At 68.2% G+C, this 19,273-nt stretch carries 19 protein-coding genes and 1 pseudogene; 9 read left to right on the forward strand and 11 right to left on the reverse strand.

What is annotated here, in order from left to right; all coding sequences use genetic code 11:
• Window positions 1-91: 91 nt before the first annotated feature.
• The 4 genes from rlmN to pyrH all read right to left on the reverse strand — a co-directional run bounded on the left by rlmN (window position 92) and on the right by pyrH (window position 3,475).
• Entirely contained in the window at window positions 92-1,186 is a 1,095-nt protein-coding gene (gene rlmN, locus ACKY0X_RS14155) for a 23S rRNA (adenine(2503)-C(2))-methyltransferase RlmN (RefSeq protein ID WP_409426546.1), read from the reverse strand.
• A gap of 24 nt (window positions 1,187-1,210) precedes the next feature.
• On the reverse strand, window positions 1,211-2,077 hold the full coding sequence (locus tag ACKY0X_RS14160; protein ID WP_046284440.1) for a phosphatidate cytidylyltransferase: 867 nt from the start codon (window positions 2,075-2,077) through the stop codon (window positions 1,211-1,213).
• Between the two features lie 22 nt (window positions 2,078-2,099).
• The gene (gene frr, locus ACKY0X_RS14165) at window positions 2,100-2,657 is read right to left on the reverse strand and encodes a ribosome recycling factor (RefSeq protein ID WP_046284439.1); all 558 of its coding nucleotides are present in this window, start codon (window positions 2,655-2,657) and stop codon (window positions 2,100-2,102) included.
• 68 nt (window positions 2,658-2,725) lie between these two features.
• Complete coding sequence (gene pyrH, locus ACKY0X_RS14170; RefSeq protein ID WP_409426547.1) at window positions 2,726-3,475, reverse strand: UMP kinase; 750 nt, start codon at window positions 3,473-3,475, stop codon at window positions 2,726-2,728.
• A gap of 165 nt (window positions 3,476-3,640) precedes the next feature.
• Here pyrH and ACKY0X_RS14175 point away from each other — a divergent pair, with 165 nt between their 5' ends.
• The 8 genes from ACKY0X_RS14175 to ACKY0X_RS14210 are packed head-to-tail and all read left to right on the forward strand — an operon-like array spanning window position 3,641 to window position 11,425.
• Window positions 3,641-3,982 (forward strand): ArsR/SmtB family transcription factor, encoded by a 342-nt coding sequence (locus ACKY0X_RS14175; RefSeq protein ID WP_409426548.1) that lies wholly within the window; start codon window positions 3,641-3,643, stop codon window positions 3,980-3,982.
• Window positions 3,979-4,458 carry an NADH-quinone oxidoreductase subunit B family protein gene (locus ACKY0X_RS14180; RefSeq protein ID WP_409426549.1) on the forward strand — a complete coding sequence of 160 codons (480 nt, stop codon included), beginning with the start codon at window positions 3,979-3,981 and terminating at the stop codon, window positions 4,456-4,458. The genes ACKY0X_RS14175 and ACKY0X_RS14180 overlap by 4 nt, the downstream gene beginning before the upstream one ends.
• Complete coding sequence (locus ACKY0X_RS14185) at window positions 4,455-6,410, forward strand: proton-conducting transporter membrane subunit (protein ID WP_409426550.1); 1,956 nt, start codon at window positions 4,455-4,457, stop codon at window positions 6,408-6,410. Before ACKY0X_RS14180 ends, ACKY0X_RS14185 begins: the two co-directional genes overlap by 4 nt.
• Before the next feature lie 5 nt (window positions 6,411-6,415).
• Window positions 6,416-7,369: a respiratory chain complex I subunit 1 family protein gene (locus ACKY0X_RS14190; RefSeq protein WP_409429638.1), complete on the forward strand. Its 954-nt coding sequence runs from the start codon at window positions 6,416-6,418 to the stop codon at window positions 7,367-7,369.
• Window positions 7,366-8,022, forward strand: a complete 657-nt coding sequence (locus ACKY0X_RS14195) for a hypothetical protein (RefSeq protein WP_409426551.1) — start codon at window positions 7,366-7,368, stop codon at window positions 8,020-8,022. The genes ACKY0X_RS14190 and ACKY0X_RS14195 overlap by 4 nt, the downstream gene beginning before the upstream one ends.
• Window positions 8,022-9,488, forward strand: a complete 1,467-nt coding sequence (locus ACKY0X_RS14200; RefSeq protein ID WP_409426552.1) for a proton-conducting transporter membrane subunit — start codon at window positions 8,022-8,024, stop codon at window positions 9,486-9,488. Before ACKY0X_RS14195 ends, ACKY0X_RS14200 begins: the two co-directional genes overlap by 1 nt.
• Window positions 9,488-10,966, forward strand: a complete 1,479-nt coding sequence (locus ACKY0X_RS14205) for an NADH-quinone oxidoreductase subunit C (protein WP_409426553.1) — start codon at window positions 9,488-9,490, stop codon at window positions 10,964-10,966. The genes ACKY0X_RS14200 and ACKY0X_RS14205 overlap by 1 nt, the downstream gene beginning before the upstream one ends.
• Before the next feature lie 39 nt (window positions 10,967-11,005).
• A complete protein-coding gene (locus tag ACKY0X_RS14210; protein ID WP_409426554.1) occupies window positions 11,006-11,425 on the forward strand; it encodes a MarR family winged helix-turn-helix transcriptional regulator in 420 nt (139 codons plus the stop codon).
• 11 nt (window positions 11,426-11,436) lie between these two features.
• Here ACKY0X_RS14210 and ACKY0X_RS14215 read toward each other — a convergent pair whose 3' ends face one another.
• The 3 genes from ACKY0X_RS14215 to rpsB form a co-directional block, all read right to left on the reverse strand.
• Window positions 11,437-12,867, reverse strand: coding sequence for an amidase (locus tag ACKY0X_RS14215; protein ID WP_409426555.1), 1,431 nt, complete (start codon window positions 12,865-12,867; stop codon window positions 11,437-11,439).
• A gap of 105 nt (window positions 12,868-12,972) precedes the next feature.
• Entirely contained in the window at window positions 12,973-13,788 is an 816-nt protein-coding gene (gene tsf, locus ACKY0X_RS14220; RefSeq protein WP_065039614.1) for a translation elongation factor Ts, read from the reverse strand.
• Window positions 13,789-13,803: 15 nt separating this feature from the next.
• Complete coding sequence (gene rpsB, locus ACKY0X_RS14225; RefSeq protein WP_046284427.1) at window positions 13,804-14,640, reverse strand: 30S ribosomal protein S2; 837 nt, start codon at window positions 14,638-14,640, stop codon at window positions 13,804-13,806.
• A gap of 292 nt (window positions 14,641-14,932) precedes the next feature.
• Between rpsB and ACKY0X_RS14230 the strand changes: the two are divergent.
• Window positions 14,933-15,415, forward strand: a pseudogene (locus tag ACKY0X_RS14230) (M23 family metallopeptidase); the annotation flags it as partial.
• A 10-nt stretch (window positions 15,416-15,425) separates the two neighbouring features.
• On the opposite strand, the gene ACKY0X_RS14235 reads toward ACKY0X_RS14230, so the two are convergent.
• The 4 genes from ACKY0X_RS14235 to ACKY0X_RS14250 are packed head-to-tail and all read right to left on the reverse strand — an operon-like array spanning window position 15,426 to window position 19,242.
• Entirely contained in the window at window positions 15,426-16,283 is an 858-nt protein-coding gene (locus ACKY0X_RS14235) for an alpha/beta fold hydrolase (protein ID WP_409426556.1), read from the reverse strand.
• Between the two features lie 2 nt (window positions 16,284-16,285).
• Entirely contained in the window at window positions 16,286-17,185 is a 900-nt protein-coding gene (locus tag ACKY0X_RS14240; RefSeq protein ID WP_409426557.1) for a tyrosine recombinase XerC, read from the reverse strand.
• A gap of 34 nt (window positions 17,186-17,219) precedes the next feature.
• Entirely contained in the window at window positions 17,220-18,380 is a 1,161-nt protein-coding gene (locus ACKY0X_RS14245) for an alpha-hydroxy-acid oxidizing protein (protein WP_409426558.1), read from the reverse strand.
• A gap of 4 nt (window positions 18,381-18,384) precedes the next feature.
• Window positions 18,385-19,242, reverse strand: a complete 858-nt coding sequence (locus tag ACKY0X_RS14250) for a siderophore-interacting protein (RefSeq protein WP_409426559.1) — start codon at window positions 19,240-19,242, stop codon at window positions 18,385-18,387.
• Window positions 19,243-19,273: the final 31 nt, after the last annotated feature.

A 19,273-nucleotide genomic window follows, 5' to 3' on the forward strand; every position in this document is an offset into this window, starting at 1 on the left:
CCCGTACTGAGCGCCGAAACCGACGTTTCGCAGGCAAAGTTCGAGACGAAGCCCGCAAAACGTCGGTTTCGATGAAGTAAGGGACGTAGGGCTAGTCGCGTTCAGCCGCCAACTGGCCGCACGCCGCAGCGATTTCGCGCCCGCGGGTATCGCGGACCGTGCATTCCACGCCTTGGGCCCGAACTCGCCGGACGAATTCCCGCTCCACCGGCTTGGGGCTGGCGTCCCATTCGCTGCCCGGCGTGGGATTGAGCGGAATCAGGTTGACGTGTACCAACGGCCCCAGCGCCTTGTGCAGCTTTTTGCCCAAAAGGTCTGCCCGCCAGGGCTGATCGTTGACGTCGCGGATCAATGCGTATTCCACCGAGACGCGCCGGCCGGTGACGTCGGCGTAGTAGCGGGCGGCATCGAGGGCTTCGGAGACCTTCCACCGGTTGTTGACCGGAACCAGCGTGTCGCGCAGCTCGTCATCGGGGGTGTGCAGCGACAACGCGAGTGTCACCCCGAGCCGCTCGTCGGCAAGCTTGCGGATCGCCGGGGCCAGTCCCACCGTGGACACCGTCACCGATCGCGCCGAGATGCCGAAGCCATTGGGCGCCGGTTCGATGATGCGCCGTACCGCGGCCACCACCCGGGCGTAGTTGGCCAGCGGCTCCCCCATCCCCATGAACACGATGTTGGAGAGCCTGCCGTGGTCTCTGTCGCGGAGTTCGACCGACGCCGCCCGCACCTGCTCGAGAATCTCGGCGGTGGACAGATTGCGGGTGAGGCCGGCCTGCCCGGTCGCACAGAACGGGCACGCCATGCCGCAGCCGGCCTGCGAGGAGATGCACACGGTGTTGCGGCGCGGATAGCGCATCAGCACCGATTCGAACTTGGTGTTGTCGTGGGCGCGCCACAGCGTCTTGCGCGTCTCACCGGCATCGCATTCGATCTCGCTGGACGCGGTCAGCAGCGTGGGGAACAGCGCTTCGGCCACCGAGGAGCGCACCGCGGCGGGCAGGTCGGTCATCTGCTGCGGATCGGCGATCAGCCGGCCGTAGTACTGGTTCGCCAGCTGTTTGGCGCGAAATGCCGGCAGCCCCAGCTCGGCGACCGCGGCCACCACGCCTTCGGAGTCGAGGTCGGCCAGATGCCGCGGCGGCAGTGCCCGCCGCGGTGCGGTGAACACCAGCTGTTGCGTCATGATCCGTTCCAGTATGCCGGTGGCTCAGGGCAGGACGGTCAGCACGATCCAGGTCACCACGGCCGACGGCAGCAGCGCGTCGAGCCGGTCCATGAGCCCGCCGTGTCCGGGCAGCAGCCGTCCCATGTCTTTGATGCCCAGATCGCGTTTGACCTGCGATTCGATCAAGTCGCCGAAGACTCCGGTGAAGACCAGCAGCAGCCCCAGCGGCAGGCCCACCCACCACGGCCGGTCGAGGAACACCGTCACCGCGAACACAGCCGCGCCAACGCCGAGCACCAGTGATCCGCCTAGACCCTCCCAGGACTTCTTCGGACTGATCGCCGGCGCCATCGGGTGCTTACCGAACAGCACACCGACGGCGTAGCCGCCGATGTCGGAGAAGACCACCGGGAACAGCAGGCACAACACCCGACCGGGGCCGTCATCGCGGAAGACCAGCAGCGCCGCGAAGCTCATGCATAGCGGCACCCACACCGCGATCAGGATCGTCGCCGACATGTCGCGCAGGTAGTTGACCGGAGCGTGGTCCAGCCCCCGGCCCACCAGCCGCCAGATCATGACGATCACCACAGTCGCCCCGAAGGCACCCAGCACTCCGCGGGCGCCGAACGGCAACGACAGCCACAGCATCGCCTGGCCGCCGAGTGCCAGCGGGATGAACGGCACGTCGTAGCCGACTTCACGCAGCCGCCGGGTGATCTCATGGGTGGCAACCGGAGCGGCCACCGCCAGGATCAGCACCCAGAAGCGCGGGGCGAACAACAGCGTGTAGACCAGCGTCCCGCCCAGCACTGCGCCCACGGCGATAGCCGCGGGAAGGTTGCGTCCAGCTCGCGATTGTTTCGGTTGTGAATCCGCGGCGTCTACGCCGGTGTCTTGGTCTGCCACGGTTGTGCCTGCTGAACGGCCGTTAGACCTCCAGCAGCTCGCCTTCTTTGTGCTTGACCAGTTCGTCGATCTGGGTCACGTATTGCTGGGTGGACTTGTCCAGGTCCTTCTCCGCCCGGCCGACCTCGTCCTCGCCGGCGTCGCCGTCTTTGCGGATGCGGTGCAGTTCTTCCATCGCCTTGCGGCGGATGTTGCGCACCGAGACCTTGGCGTCCTCCCCCTTGGCCTTGGCCTGCTTGACCAGCTCTTTGCGTCGTTCCTCGGTGAGCTGCGGCACCGACACCCGAATCAGCGAACCGTCGTTGCTGGGGTTCAAGCCGAGATCGGAGTTGCGGATCGCGGTCTCGATGGGGCCCAACTGCGATGCCTCGTAGGGCTTGATCACGACAAGTCGCGCCTCGGGCACATTGATGCTGCACAGCTGGGTGATCGGGGTGATCGACCCGTAGTAGTCGATGACGATCCGCGAGAACATGCCCGGGTTGGCCCGGCCGGTGCGGATGGTCGAAAGGTCGTCACGGGCCACCGACACGGCCTTCTCCATTTTCTCTTCGGCATCGAAGAGAGCCTCGTCGATCATGTGCCCCGCTCCTCGTTATCGCTTCGCTGTAGCGCCGTCGCCGCCGGTGGTCACCTGCACCGCGCCCTTCAGCTGGTGACTAGTGTCCCGATCTTCTCACCCGCGACCGCCCGCGCGATATTTCCATCGGTCAACAGGTTGAACACCAGGATCGGCATGCCATTGTCCATGCACAGACTGAACGCGGTGGCATCGGCCACCTTCAGGCCCCGCTCGATGACCTCGCGATGGGTGATCGAGGTGAGCAGTTCGGCGTCCGGGTCGACGCGCGGGTCCGCGGTGAAGATACCGTCGACCGCCTTGGCCATCAGCACCACCTGGGCGCCGATCTCCAGCGCGCGCTGAGCCGCCGTGGTGTCGGTGGAGAAATACGGCAGGCCCATACCGGCGCCGAAGATCACGACCCGGCCCTTCTCCAGGTGCCGCGCTGCCCGCAGCGGAATGTAGGGCTCGGCGACTTGTCCCATGGTGATGGCGGTCTGCACCCGGGTGTCGATGCCTTCCTTTTCCAGGAAGTCCTGCAGCGCAAGGCTGTTCATCACCGTGCCGAGCATGCCCATGTAGTCCGAGCGCATCCGTTCCATGCCGCGCTGCTGCAACTGGGCGCCGCGGAAGAAGTTGCCGCCGCCGATCACCACGGCCACCTGCACGCCGTCGCGGACCACTTCGGCGATCTGGCGGGCCACCTGGGCGACCACATCGGGGTCGAGCCCGACCTGCCCGCCGCCGAACATCTCCCCACCGAGCTTGAGCAATACCCGGGAAAAAGGGGGACGGCCGGCCGGCCGGTCTCCGTCGGTACTCGTCGGCTCCGTCATCAGGCTCCTCCGGGCTGCGCGCATATGACAGCGCCATCGCGGCAATCGTCCGCGACGGCATTGTCATCCTGCCCTACCGGAACGGTCAAACAGAGCCCGGGGTGGCGACGCCGCCTTCAACCGTCACAACATATGAAGATATTTTCAATTGATGCTTTCACTGCTATGGTCTGCGCTGTGCCGAACTCGCTCCATCAGGTGAAAGCCGAGTTCTTCAAGACCCTCGGGCACCCCGCCCGGATCCGGATCCTGGAACTGCTCTCCGAACGCGACCACACCGTCGGCGAGCTGCTCCCCGAGATCGGGCTCGAGGCATCGAATCTGTCCCAACAACTGGGTGTCCTGCGTCGCGCAGGCGTGGTGACAGCGGCCAAGGACGGCAATGCGGTGGTCTACTCGATCGCCTCGCCGGTGATCGCCGAACTGCTCGCCGTGGCACGCAAGGCGCTGACCGGCTTGCTCAACGAACAAGTGGCCATCCTCGATGACCTGCGGGCCGGGCAATGAGCTGGCTCACCAGAATCCGTGCCCTGGGCCGTGTCACCGAGCCGGCCGGCGCCCGCCCACCGGCCGCCACCGAACCGCCGGGAGGCGTGACGGGCTCGCTGCAGATCCGCCACGTCGACGCCGGATCGTGCAACGGCTGCGAGATCGAGATCGCCGGGGCTTTCAGCCCGGTGTACGACGCCGAGCGATTCGGCGCCCGGCTCGTCGCCTCACCGCGTCACGCAGACGCCCTGCTGGTCACCGGGGTGGTCACCCGCAACATGGCCGAACCGCTACGCAACACCCTGGAGGCCACCCCGCAGCCCCGCAAAGTCATCGCGTGCGGGGACTGCGCCCTCAACCGCGGGGTGTTCGCGCAGTCCTACGCAACGGTGGGGGCCGTCGGCGAGGTGGTCCCGGTCGATCTCGAGATCCCCGGCTGTCCGCCGACGCCCGAGCAGATCCTCGACGCGCTGCGGTCGGTGACCGGCCGGTGAGCACGCTGACGGTTTCGACCCCCGACACATCGCACCATCAAGCGCTTCCAGCGGCCCTCAGCGGTACCGCCACCGCCGGTATCGGTGCCGCCGGAGTCGGCATCGGCCTGGCCGGCGTGTTCGGCACGGTGCCCGCGATTCGCATCGACTGGCTGGTGCCGCTGCTGGGTGTACAGCTGCGCATCGACGCGCTCGGCGGGTTCTTCATGGCGCTGACCGGTGCGGTGGCCGTGGCCGCCGGCCTGTATTGGATCGGCTATGCACGCCACGAGCGCTACGGTGCGGTCCCGCTGCTGACGCTGCCGCTGTTCGTCGCCACATTGCTGGCGGTTCCGGCGGCAGGCTCGGTAACGACGTTCCTGCTTGCGTGGGAACTGATGGCGCTGGCGTCGCTGGTGTTGGTGCTCACGGATCAACAGCGCAGCGAGGTGCGTTCGGCCGCATTGATCTACGCGGTGATGACCCAGTTGGGCTTCGTTTCTCTGCTGTTGGGCATGGTGGTGCTGGCAGCCCACGTCGGCGACGCCTTCGCCGGGATGGGCGCGCTGCCCGACCGCGTGCGCGACACCGTGTTCGTGTTGACCCTGATCGGCTTCGGCTCCAAAGCCGGACTCATGCCCCTGCACGCGTGGCTGCCCAGGGCGCACCCGGAAGCCCCCAGCCCGGTCTCGGCGTTGCTCAGCGCCGCCATGGTCAACCTCGGCATCTACGGGATCATCCGCGTCGACGTGCAGCTGCTCGGGCCCGGCCCACGGTGGTGGGGCCTGACGCTGCTGATCGCCGGGGGCGCATCGGCGCTCTACGGAGTGTTGCAGGCGTCGGTGGCGACCGATCTCAAACGGCTGCTTGCGTATTCGACGACGGAGAACATCGGGCTGATCACCTTGGCCCTGGGCGCGGCGACGCTGTTGTCGGGCGCGGGATCGCGCGATGCCGCGACCGTTGCCGCGGTGGCGGCGCTGCTGCATCTGCTCGCCCACAGTGCGTTCAAGAGCCTCGGCTTCCTGGCCGCCGGGTCGGTGCTGGCCGCCACCGGCCTGCGCGACCTGGATCGACTCGGCGGGCTAGCCCGCCGAATGCCCGGAACCACAGCGTTGTTCGGGGTGGCCGCGCTCGGCGCCGCCGGCCTGCCGTTGGGAGCGGGTTTCGCCAGCGAATGGCTGCTGATCCAGTCGCTGATGCATGCCCGAGCCGACCATGACGTCACGATCACCCTGGTGACACCACTGGCAGTGGGTGCGATCGCACTGACCGCCGGCCTGGGGGTGGCCGCCATGGTCAAGGCATTCGGAATCGGGTTCCTGGCCCGCCCACGCTCGGAGGCCGCAGCGGCGGCCCGGGAAGCGCCCACCACGATGCTCACCGGGATGACGCTGGCCGCATTCGCCTGTCTGGTGCTGGCCGTCGCCCCAGGCACCGTCGGCCCGCTGTTGCACCGGGTGCTCGACACGCTGCCGGTGTCGGGGGCCGCCCCGGCGCTCGGAACTTACCTGCGCATTCCCGGGCTGGACGCGTCCATGTCCCCCGGCCTGCTGGCCGCCGTTCTGGCCGCAGCCGTCGTAGTGGTGCTGATCGGTTCACGCTGGCGGGCACGCCAGCGGCCGAGCACCGCCACGGTGCCGCTGTGGGCCTGCGGCGCAGACGATCTGAGCCCGCGCATGCAATACACCGCGACGTCGTTCGCCCAACCGCTACAGCAGGTTTTCGACGATGTGCTGCACACCGACACCGCAGTCGAAGTGACCCGCCAAGCTCCGTCGAGCTACTACGTGGACCGGATCGCCTACCGGGCGCGGGTGGCCGACGTCGTCGAGGACCGCTGGTACGCCCCGCTGCTGCGGGGCGTGGCCGCCGCCGCGCAACTGGTGCGCCGCGCCCACACCGGCAGCGTGCACCTCTACCTGGCCTACGGTGCGGTGGGAGTGCTGATCGCCATGTTGGTGGCGCGATGACCGCACTGACATACCTGGCGGGCGTCGTGCAGGTCGCCGGCGTCATCGCGGGCGCCCCACTGGTCATCGGCCTGATGCGCCAGGTCAGAGCCCGCGCCGAGGGCCGCACCGGGGCCGGAATCTGGCAACCGTGGCGTGACATCCGCAAACTGCTGGGCAAGCAGAACCTCAAGCCGCTCGGCACCACCTGGGTGTTCGCCGCGGCGCCGGCCGCGTTGGCCGCCACCACGCTGGTCATCGTCGCCGCCGCGCCCCTGGTGGCGACCGGCTCGCCGCTGGACCCGGTCGCCGACCTGATTACCGTTGTGGGCCTGCTGTTCCTGGGCACCGTGGCCCTGACCTTGGCCGGCATCGACACCGCAACGGCCTTCGGCGGCATGGGTGCCAGCCGTGAGATCACCATCGCGGCGCTGGTGGAACCGACGATCCTGGTGGCGGTGTTCGCGTGCTCGATCCCGGCGAACTCGGCCAATCTGGGGGCCATCGTCGCCAACACCAGCGCGCATCCCGGTCAGGTGATCTCACTGGCGAGCGCGCTGGCGTTCGTCGCACTGGTCATCGTGATCGTGGCCGAGACGGGCCGGCTGCCGGTGGACAACCCGTCCACCCACCTGGAGCTGACCATGGTGCACGAGGCCATGGTGCTCGAATACGCCGGCCCCAAGCTGGCCATGGTCGAGTGGGCCAGCGGCATGCGGCTGACGGTGTTGCTGGCGCTGCTGGCAAACCTGTTCTTTCCGTGGGGCATCGCGGGCGCGGACCCCAGCGCGCTCGACCTGATCGTCGGCGCCGGCGCGATCGCGCTCAAAGTGGCGGTGTTGGCCGCAATCATGGCCACCGTGGAGGTCTTCCTCGCCAAGCTGCGGCTGTTTCGGGTGCCTGAACTACTCGCTGGCTCCTTCGTGCTGGCGCTGCTGGCCGTGACTGCGGCGAACTTCTTCACGGGAGCGGCGGGATGAGCTACGTCAACATGCTGGACCTGGCTGCCGGCGGCGTGCTGCTGGCCGCGGTACTGGCGGTCTGGCACCGCGACCTGTCGGTGGTGGTGCGCCGGTTGCTCGTCGCCCAAGGCGTCGCGCTGGCCGCCATCCCGGTGATTCGCGGTGTGCACGAGCATGATCGAGCCCTGCTGTTGGTTGGCCTCGGCGTGCTGGCGGTACGTGCGGTACTGCTGCCGTGGCTGCTGCACCGAGCGTTGGGCGCCGAACGCCAAGAACGCCGTGAGTCCGCTCCCCTGGTCAGCACGACCGCTTCGCTGCTGATGGTCACCGCGCTGGTGGTCGCGGCGTTCACCATCGCCCAACCGGTGGTCGCGCTGGCTCCCAGTACCTCGACCAACGCCGCCCCGGCGGCCATCGCGACGGTGCTGATCGCGCTGTTCATCATGGCGACCCGCCGCCACGCCATCTCACAGACGGTCGGGCTGCTGATGCTGGACAACGGAATCGCTGCGACCGCGTTCCTGCTGACCGCCGGCGTTCCGCTGATCGTCGAACTCGGCGCCTCGCTGGATGTGTTGTTCGTGCTGATCGTGCTCGGTGTGCTGACCGGACAGCTGCGCAACGCCTTTGGCGGCGTGGACCTGGACCTGTTGCGGGAGCTCCGCGACTGATGACACTCCTGATTGTGCTTCCACTGCTGGCACCGGTGCTGGCAGCACTGTGCTCGGTGATGCTCGGCTGGCGACGGTTCAGTTCCGCCGTCACGGTGATGTCGGCGCTGACCATCCTCGGATGCGGTGTCGCCCTGGCCGTACGGATCGGTGACGACGCCTCTCTGGCGCTGAATGGCCTACTGCGGGCCGATGCACTGTCGGTGACGATGCTGATCGTCATCGGTGTCGTCGGCAGCCTGGCCACCTGGGCGAGCATCGGCTACGTCGACGCCGAATTGGCTTGTGGGCACACCGATGAACGCGGCGCACGGTTGTACGGCATCCTGACTCCGGCGTTCTTGGCGGCGATGGCTCTTGCGGTGTCGGCCAACAACATCGGCGTGGTGTGGATCGCGGTGGAAGCCACCACGGTAGTCACCGCGTTTCTGGTCGGGCACCGCCGCAGCCGAGCCGCCCTGGAGGCCACCTGGAAATACGTCATGGTGTGTTCGGTGGGCATCACGATCGCGTTCCTGGGCACCGTGTTGCTGCATTTCGCCGCGCTGCATGCCGGGGCGGGCGCTGAGGACGCGCTGGACCTCGACGTGCTGGCCGCCCATGCCACTGGCCTCGACCCGGCGGTGACCCGATTGGCGGGCGCACTGCTGTTGATCGGCTACGGAGCCAAGATGGGCCTGGCGCCGTTTCACACCTGGCTCGCCGATGCGCACAGCCAGGCCCCGGCTCCTGTTTCGGCGTTGATGAGCGGGGTGCTGCTCTCCGTCGCGTTCTCGGTGCTGATCCGGCTCAAGCCGATCATCGATGCCGCGGTGGGTCCGGCGTTTCTGCGGACGGCACTGCTGGCCGCCGGTTTGGTGACTCTGCTGATCGCTGCGCTGCTGCTCACCATCACGTCGGATCTCAAACGGATGCTGGCCTATTCATCGATGGAGACGATGGGCCTGATCGCCGTCGCCGCGGCGGCGGGCACCCAGCTGGCGATCACCGCGCTGCTGCTGCATGTCCTGGCTCACGGTGTCGGCAAGACGGTGCTGTTCCTGGCCGGCGGGCAGTTGCAGGCCGCCCACGGAACCACCGCGATCGGCGAGATCACCGCGGTGTTCGGCAGGTCACGGTTGGTCGGCGGCGCGTTCGCCGCCGGGATGGTGGTCCTGCTCGGTTTGCCGCCGTTCGCCATGTTCGCCAGCGAGGTGGCGATCGCGATCTCGCTGGCCGACGCGCGTCTGGCGTGGGCCCTCGGTCTGGCACTGGTGGCGCTGGTGGTGGCGTTCGCCGCCCTGCTGCGCAACTCCGGCCGGCTGCTGCTGGGCACCCCGGACGCCGGTACCCCGGCGATCCGGGTACCGCTGACGGTTGCGGGCGCGCTGGTGGTCGGGGTGCTGCTCTCGCTCGCCCTGGGAGTGACCGCCGGCCCGCTGACCGACTTGTTCGAGGCCGCCGCAAGCCAACTCGGAGTCCGCTGATGAAGCCGATCACCAGCACGCAGCCGGTCACCGGCGATGAGTTGATCGATGCGGCCACGGCTCTGCTGGCCGACGGGTTCCGGCTGGCACTGATGGCCGCTCACGATGACGGCGACACCCTGCGGGTGGTGTACCTGTTCCTCGCCGGACGCCCGGATCGCCGCAGGGAGCTGACCCTGACCGTTCCGGCGGACGCCCCAGCGATCCCCTCGCTGGCCCGGCTGTCTTTTCAGGCCGGCCGATTCGAGCGCGAGATGCTCGATCTGTACGGGATCACCCCGGTCGATCATCCGCAGCCGCGCCGCCTGGTACGGCACGCGCATTGGCCGCAGGGTTGGCATCCGATGCGCAACGATGCCGGGCCGCCCGGCGATTTCGTTGCGGCGGACCACTTTCCCTTCCTGACCGTAGACGGTGCCGGGGTCTACGAGATCCCCGTCGGCCCGGTGCACGCCGGTCTGATCGAGCCGGGTCACTTCCGGTTCTCGGTGGTCGGCGAATCGGTGTTGCGGCTCAAGGCGCGACTGTGGTTCGTCCACCGCGGGATCGAGCGACTCTTTCAAGGCCGGCCCGCCTTCGCGGCGGTGGACCTGGCCGAACGGATCAGCGGTGATACGTCTGCCGGTCACGCGCTCGCGCACAGCCTGGCCGTCGAGGACGCTCTCGGTCTCGAGCTGCCCGAGCCGGCGCATCGGCTGCGCGCGCTGCTCGTCGAGCTCGAGCGCCTCTACAACCACGCCGCCGATCTGGGTGCCCTGGCCAACGATGTGGGCTTCGGCCTGGCCAACGCACATGCCCAACGCGTCCGCGAACTTGCGCTGCGCATCAACGCGCAGGTGACCGGGCACCGACTCTTGCGCGGGGCGATCAGCCCCGGAGGTGTCGTGCTGCAAGCGCTTCCGGATCCGGACCGGCTACAAGAGCTGGCTGATGACATCGCCGAGATCGCCGAGCTGACGTTGGGCAACTCGGTGATCTATGACCGGTTCGCCGGCACCTCGATATTGCACCGCGACGACGCGGTCGCATTGGGTGCGCTGGGCTACGTGGCTCGGGCCAGCGGGATTGTCACCGACGCCCGCCTCGACCACCCGACCACCGAACTACCGGTGACCGAGGTGACGGCGAACGCCGGGGATGTATTGGCCCGCTACACCGTTCGCCGCGATGAGTTCGCGGCCTCGGTGGCCCTGTGCCGCAACCTGATCGACAGTCACGACGGCCCGCTCGATATCCGAGCGTCCGTTTCGGCGGCGACGGGCCCGCGTAGCGGGATCGGCATCGTCGAGGGCTGGCGGGGCAGCATCGTGCACCGGGTGGAGATCGGAGCCGACGGCGTCATCGGCCGCGCGAAGATCGTGGATCCGTCCTGGTTCAACTGGCCGGCGCTGCCGGTCTCGATGACCGACACGATTGTCCCGGACTTCCCGCTGACCAACAAGAGCTTCAACCTGTCCTACGCGGGAAACGATCTATAGCGTCTCAGCGCAGAGACCCTGTATGTCAGGATATTTGACATGGATGACGTGGACGTTGCTCCGCTGGGCTACCTGCTGTACCGGGTCAGCTCGGCGCTGCGCCCCCAGGTGACCGCGGTACTCGGGCCGCTCGGGCTGGCGTTGCCCGAATTCGTCTGCATGCGGGCGCTGTCGTTGCGTCCCGGCCTGTCCAGCGCCGAACTGGCGCGCCACACCGGCGTCACCCCGCAAGCCATGAACACCGTGCTGCACCGGTTGGAGAACCGCGGCGCGGTCAGCCGCCCGGAGTCGGTGCCGTCCGGGCGTGCACTGCCGGCAAACTTGACCGAGGCCGGTCGGGACCTGCTGAAGCAGGCCGAAGATGCCGTACGCGTCGCCGACGGCCGGGTGCTGGCCGCGCTGAGCGCCACCGAACAGCACCGGCTGCGGCAGATGTTGGAGCGAATCGGCGCGGAGTGACTACGCCGCCGCTAAGCCCGGGCGGCGATCGTGGGCCAGGGCTTGGCGGCCTCCAGTTCGTAGGCCAACTCCAGCAGCCGGGCGTCGTGCCCGATGGGGGCACTGAACATCATGCCCACCGGCAATCCGGCCGCAGATTCGGCCAGCGGCAGCGAGATCGCGGGCTCACCGGTGACATTCTGCAACGGCGTGAACGCCACCCAGTCCATCAACCGGTCGATGACCTGCTCGTAGCTGGCCGTGGGGTCCAGGTGGCCCACCCGCGGTGTCTCGTGGGCCAGCGTCGGCGTGAGCACGACGTCGTAGTCGCCGTACAACTTCGAGGTGTGCCGCCGGCGCACTGCCGACAGCCGGGCGATCGCCAGCGGCAGCCGGTAGAGGTGGCGGGTGGCGTGGCGATCCAGCCCCAGCGTCAAGTTGTCCAGCCGGGTGCGGTCGAAGGTGGGGCCGAACATCCGCCGTCCCCCCTTGACCAATGCCGTCGCCAAAAACGCCCAGTAGAGCAGGAAGTCGTCGGCGAAGTGCGCCGGCACCGGTGGCCGGTCGAGATAGTCGACGCGGTGCCCCAGCTCCTCGAGCAGCGCCGCCGTCTTCAACGTCAGCTCGCGGATCTCCGCCGACGTCTCGCGCGCGATCGACTGGGTGATCACCGCGATCCGCAGGCGCTGAGCACCCGGTGCCCGGACGTCACCGATGGGCGGCAGCTTGGTGTTGCGCGAGATCCGTTCCGCCTCTGCGTAAAAGGCGGCGGTATCGCGCACCGAGCGGGTCACCACCCCGTTGAAGACGATCCGCACCGGCATGGCGCGCAAGTCCTTGTCCAACGGCAGCCGGCCCCGCGAGGGCTTGAGCCCGACCAGGCCGTTGCAGGCCGCGGGAATGCGAATGGACCCGCCGCCGTCGTTGGCGTGCGCGATCGGGACCACCCCGGCAGCGACGAACGCCGCCGATCCCGACGACGACGCCGCCGCGGTGTAGTCGGTGTTCCACGGGTTGCGGACTGCGCCGATCCGCGGATGCTCGGCCGAAGCGCTGAATCCGAACTCGCTCAACTGGGTCTTGCCCAGCGGAACCAGCCCGGTGCTGCGATAGAGCTTGGCGAAGGCGCCGTCGGCCGCGGCCGGGTGGGGCTGCCAGGCATCGGTGCCCTGCATGGTAGGCATCCCCGCGACGTCGACGTTGTCCTTGATGAACGTCGGCACGCCCTGGAAGAACCCGGAATACCCGGTGTCGCCACCGCGGCTCTGCCGGGCGGTCTCCCGCGCGCGGTCGAATGCCCGGTAGGCCAGGGCGTTCAGCTGCGGGTTGACCGCTTCGGTGCGAGCGATCGCGGCCTCGACCAGCTCGGCGGGCGACACCTCGCCGGATCGGAGCCGTCCAACCAGGCCAACCGTGTCCGATTCACCGAGCGCATCGTCGCCGAAGGCGTGCACATGTTGCATGCCGGTGACCTTATCCGACGGACCAGTCACGTCTGTGACGCCCAAACGAAAATCACCGCCAGGCCCGAGTGATGGGCGCTGGCGGTGATTTTCGTACGAAGGGAGCTAGGCCTGTCCGACCTCGAACCGCGCGAAACGAGTCACGGTCACGCCGGCCTCGTCGAGCAGCGCCTTGACGCTCTTCTTCGAGTCGGAGACCGACGACTGCTCCAGCAGCACCACGTCCTTGAAGAAGCCGGTGACCCGGCCTTCGACGATCTTGGGCAGGGCAGCCTCAGGCTTGCCCTCCTCCTTGGCCGTCTCTTCGGCGATGCGGCGCTCGTTGGCCACCAGGTCGGCGGGCACGTCGTCGCGGCTCAGGTACTTGGCCTTGAGCGCGGCGATCTGCAGCGCCACCGCGTGGGCTGCATCGGTGTCCGAACCGGTGTACTCGACCAGCACACCCACGGCCGGCGGCAGGTCGGAGGCCCGCTTGTGCAGGTAGGTCTCCACGGTGCCGTCGAAGTAGGCGACCCGGCGCAGTTCGAGCTTCTCGCCGATCTTGGCCGACAGCGCCTCGATGGCCTCACCGACGGTGCGGTCACCGATCTTGGCGCTCTTGAGCTCCTCGACATCGGAGGTCTTGGCCGCCGCGGCGGCGGTGACGACCTCTTCTGCGAGGGCCTTGAACTCGTCGTTCTTGGCGACGAAGTCGGTCTCGGAGTTCAGCTCAATGAGGGCGCCGCCCTTGGCAGCGACCAGACCTTCGGCGGTGGCACGCTCGGCGCGCTTGCCGACGTCCTTGGCGCCCTTGATGCGCAGCACCTCGACGGCCTTGTCGAAGTCGCCGTCACTCTCGGCCAGCGCGTTCTTGCAGTCCATCATGCCTGAGCCGGTGAGCTCCCGAAGCCGCTTAACGTCGGCAGCGGTGTAGTTCGCCACTGTTGTGTGCCTTTCCTACGATGCGTCGGTGGTGGTTTCGGTGCCGGCAGCTGCGGCGTCGGCGTCAGGTGCCGCGGTGGTGGCGCCCGCCAGCAGCTCCTGCTCCCACTCGGCCAGCGGCTCAACCGCTTCGGCCGCAGCCTTGCCCTCGCCGTTGCCCTGACCTGCCCGGGCCTGCAGCCCCTCGGCCACCGCGGAGGCGATGACCTTGGTCAGCAGCGCTGCCGAGCGGATCGCGTCGTCATTGCCCGGAATCGGGTAGTCGACCAGGTCGGGGTCGCAGTTGGTGTCCAGGATCGCGATGACCGGGATACCCAGCTTGCGAGCCTCGCCAACGGCGATGTGCTCCTTGTTGGTGTCGACGACCCAGACGGCCGACGGCACCTTGGCCATGTCGCGGATACCGCCGAGGCTGCGCTCCAGCTTGTTCTTCTCGCGGGTCAGCATCAAGATTTCCTTCTTGGTGCGTCCCTCGAAGCCGCCGGTCTGCTCCATGGCCTCGAGTTCCTTGAGGCGCTGCAGACGCTTGTGCACGGTGGAGAAGTTGGTGAGCATGCCGCCCAGCCAGCGCTGGTTGACGTACGGCATTCCGACCCGGGTGGCCTCGGCCGCGACCGACTCCTGCGCCTGCTTCTTGGTGCCGACGAACATGATGGAGCCGCCGTGCGCGACGGTCTCCTTCACGAACTCGTACGCCTTGTCGATGAAGGTCAGCGTCTGCTGCAAGTCGATGATGTAGATGCCGTTGCGGTCGGTGAAGATGAACCGCTTCATCTTGGGATTCCAACGACGGGTCTGATGCCCGAAGTGGGCGCCGCTGTCCAGCAGCTGTTTCATGGTTACGACAGCCATGAGTCCATGATTCCTTTTTTGTCGGTTGCCGCCCGGCGTCGGGTGAGGCCGGGCCCTGGTGCCTGCATGAGATGCCGGACCCCTGCTGGGGACCACCCGACATCCGGTTGTGGCGCAGACACGCGAAGTCAGCCCGCATAAGCGAACTGCGCAAATGAGTTTACACGGTCCGAGCGGGTGGTTTAGCAAGCCTCGAGGAACGAGAGGCGAAGCTGGAGCCATCCGATGAACCAGGTGCTTTGTCCACAGCGGTGACTGGCCCGATTCGGGGCCGCCGAGGTGAACTGGGCAGATGCGATGCGCGGCGTTGTTACTGGTCGGAGGCCTTCTGCTGGCCGCGCCGGCGCATGGCGACACGGTTCGGCTGGATTGGCCGCTGCGGCCGCGCCCGGCGGTGGTGCGGCCATTCGACGCCCCGCGCCCGGATTGGCAGCGCGGCCACCGGGGCGTGGACCTGGCCGGAGAACCGGGCCAGCCGGTGTACGCCGCCGGGGCGGGCACGGTGGTGTTCGCCGGACGTTCGGGTGGGCAACCGGTGGTGTCACTGGCCCACCCCGGCGGGTTGCGCACCAGCTACCAGCCGGTGTCGGCGGCAGTCCGCATCGGTCAGCTGGTGACCGCGGGAGCGCTGATCGGCACCTTGGAGACCGGCCACCCGGGCTGTGCGGCTTGCCTGCACTGGGGCGCGATGTGGGGCCCGGCGTCGCGGGCCGACTACCTCGATCCGTTGGGGTTGCTTGCCGCGACACCGATCCGGCTAAAGCCGGTGTCGGGCGGGACCTCGGCTACCGTGGCGGCAGTCGACGCAGGAAGTCCAGTATGGCGGCGACCACGACATCAGGCTGGTCTCGTTGGACCCAATGCCCGGCCCCGGCAACGACTTTCAGCTCGGCGTGCGGCATCAGTACGGCGGCCGCTCGCGCGCGGGCGATAGGCACGCCGGCATCCCGGTCACCGTGGATGATCAGCGCCGGGCACCGCAGCGACGCCAGCTGCGCCGTGTAGTCGGTTTTCAGCCGATTCCAGAGCATCTCGTCGTGCTGCCATTGTTCGAACGCGGCGAACCCGGGGTGCTGTGCGGCGGAGATGATCTCCGCGATCAGCTCGGGGCTGCGTTGGGCTGGATCACGGATCAGCGATTTGAGGCTCCACGTCAGTGCGGCGCGGTTCGTGGCCATCCAGCGGGTGGCGAGATCCAGCGCACCGGTGCGCTGCATCGCCCACGCCAGCAGGTGTCGGCCGCCGGCCAGCCGCGGCATCAGCCCGTAACTGTCCAACAGCAGTGCCCCGGTGACCCGATCGGGCCGCTCCAGCACGTGCCCGATGGTCAGTGCCCCGCCTAGCGACAACCCACCGATGGCGTACTGATCCAGTCCGAGCGCGTCGACGAACTCCCCCACGTAGGCAACCAGCCGCTGCTGGGTCACCCGCCAGGTGGGCAACGGGCTCTTACCGCAGCCCGGGTGATCGGGAGCGATGACACGGAAGCCGCCGGCAGCCAGACGTGGTCCGACCTCTCCCCAAGACAACTCAGCGCTGTCCGTGCCTCCCCCGTGCAGCAGCACCACGGTCCCAGCCGCGTTATCGGGACCAAAGTCGAGGTAGGAGACCGTTCCCGACGGCAATTCGAGAGTTGACCGCACCGTCACGCCCGCGGATGAGCCTGATCGTGCACGGCACGCAGCCGAGCGACGGTGACATGGGTGTAGAGCTGCGTGGTGGCCAGGCTGGAGTGACCGAGCAACTCCTGCACGATCCGCAGGTCTGCCCCACCTTCCAACAGATGCGTGGCCGCGGTGTGGCGCAACCCGTGCGGCCCCATATCCGGTGCTCCCCCGACCGCGGCAACGGTCTGGTGCACCACAGTGCGGGCCTGACGCGGGTCCAGGCGACCGCCGCGGGCGCCGAGCAGCAGCGCCGGACCGGACTCCAGCGTCGCCAGCGACGGGCGCCCCCGGGTCAGCCATGCCTGCAGCGCGTCGGCGGCGGGCTCCCCGAACGGCACCGTGCGTTGCTTGTTGCCCTTGCCCACCACCCGCAGCACCCGTCGTGAACTGTCGACGTCGTCGATGTCGAGTCCGCACAGTTCGCTGACGCGCACCGCGGTGGCGTAGAGCAACTCGGCGATCAGTCTGTCCCGCAACGCCAGCGGATCGTTCTGCTGCGCACCGGATTTGGCGGCAATCATCGCGTCATGCGCTTGGTCTCGGCGCAATACCGCCGGCAGCGTCCGGCGCGACTTCGGCAGTTGCAGGCGCGCGCCGGGATCCGACGACAGCAGCCCACGCCGCGCCGCCCACGCGGTGAAGGTCTTGACCGTCGAGGTGCGGCGCGCCAGGGTGCTGCGCGCGGCGCCGGCGCCGGCCTGCGCGGCCAGCCAGCTGCGCAGCAACGGAAGGCTCAGGCCTTCGATGCCGGTGTGTCCCTGATCGGCGAGGAATCCGAACAGTGATCGCAGATCACCGAGGTAGGCGCGCCGGGTGTGGTCGGAACGGCCCCGCTCCAAAGCGAGGTACTCGTCGAACTCGTCGAGAATCGCGTCCACGTCGACCACGGTCTCAGACGGCGCCCGGGGGCGCTCAGGTGACGCGCCGCAGCGTTTCCGGGGTGAGATCAAGCCGTGACGGATAGCCGTCCACGGCCATGATCAGATCGGCTTCGGCAAGCAGTGAGCGCAGCACGTGCACGATCCCGGCGGTTCCGCCCAAAGCCAGGCCGTAGGCATACGGCCGGCCGATGCCCACCGCGGTGGCGCCCAACGCAAGAGCCTTGATGATGTCGGCCCCGGTGCGGATGCCCGAGTCGAACAGCACCGGCATCCCGTCGGCGGCCGCCACCACGTCCGGCAGGCAGTCCAGGGCCGGCAGGCCGCCGTTGGCCTGGCGGCCGCCGTGCGTGGAGCAGTAGATGCCGTCAACCCCGCCGTCGCGGGCGCGCCGCACGTCGTCGGGGTGACAGATGCCCTTGACGATCAACGGCAGGTCGGTCAATGACCGCAGCCACGGCAGATCGTCCCAGGTCAGCGGATTGCCGAAGGTCTGGATCCAAGACAGGATCGCGGCTTGCGGATTCTCCTCGGGCGGCTGGGCCAGCCCCGCCCTGAACACCGGATCCGACCAGTAGTTGGACAGGCAGTGCCCGCGCAGCTGCGGGAAGTTCGACGTGGACAGATCGCGGGGACGCCAGCCCGGGACCCAGGTGTCGAGGGTGACGACGATCGCCTTGTAACCGGCGGCCTCCGCGCGACGTACCAAGCTGGCGGCCAGCTCCCGGTCCTTGGGCGTATACAGCTGGAAAAACCCTGGCGTGTCACCGAATTCGGCAGCGACGTCCTCGAGAGGGTCGGCGGTGAGGGTCGACACCATCATCGGAACCCCGGTGGCCGCCGCAGCCCGCGCGCTGGCCAAGTCGCCGTGACCGTCCTGGGCGCAGATACCGATGACACCGATCGGCGCCATGAAGACCGGCGAGGGCAGCCGCAATCCGAACATCTCGATCGACAAGTCGCGCTCGGCGGCGCCGACGAACATCCTCGGTATGAGCCCCCACCCGTCGAAGGCGGTGACGTTGGCCCGCTGAGTGCGCTCGTCGCCGGCACCGCCAGCCACATACGACCACACCGAGGGGGAAAGCGCCGCAGCGGCTTTGGCCTCCAACTCGTTGTAGGTCATCGGAAACGCGGGTACCACTCCGGCCAGGCCCTGCAGGTAGATCTCGAACTGATAATCCCCGAATGCCATGGCTTCAGCCTGCCTGTTCTTCGGCTGATTCTTTGGCGGCGAGCTCTTTCTTCCACTGCCGAAAAGTTTCCTCGGTGCGCCCGCGCCGCCAGTACCCCGAGATCGACGCCCACTTGGCGTCGACGCCGCGCTCCTTGCGGACATAGGGCCGAAGATTGTGCATGACGGCCTGGGCCTCGCCGTGGATGAAGACCTGAACCTGGCCTGGCAGCCACGCGGCGGTGGTGACCGCGTCGATCAGCGGCGCGTTGTCCCCGGCCTGCTCCTGCCCCACCAGGTCCGCACGTCCCCCGCGGTGCAGCCAGCTCAGCTCGATTCCGTCCGGCGCCTCCAGCGCGATCTCGTCTTCAGGCCCGGCGACTTCGATGAACGCCCTGCCCACTGCGTCATCCGGCAGGGCCTCGAGCGCCGCAGCGATCGCCGGCAACGCGCTCTCGTCACCGGCCAGCAGGTGCCAGTCGGCGTCGGGGTCCGGCGCGTATGCCCCGGCGGGACCCATCAAGTAGACCGGATCCCCGGGCGCAGCGCTGGCCGCCCACGGACCGACAACGCCGTGGTCACCGTGCACCGAGACGTCGATAGCGATCTGCCGCGCAAGCGGATCAGCGCGGCGCACCGTCAGGGTGCGGACCACCGGACGCTGCTCGTCGGGCAGGCCTGCGAAGCTGTCCAGGGTCAACGGCTGCGGGAGCGCCGCGACATCGACGTCATAGCGCACAAAGATCACTTTGACGTACGAATCGGTGAAATCGCTGGGCTTGAATGTGTCGAAACCTTTGCCGCCCAACACCACTCGAATCATGTGTGCCGAAGCCTGCTCGGTCCGGACAACTTCGAAGGTGTGAACCGGTCGTCCCGCCACGCTGTCTCCCCTCTTCGCCCTGCCCAGCCGA

Source organism: Mycobacterium sp. SMC-11 (assembly GCF_046250095.1).
GTDB lineage: Bacteria > Actinomycetota > Actinomycetes > Mycobacteriales > Mycobacteriaceae > Mycobacterium > Mycobacterium heraklionense_A.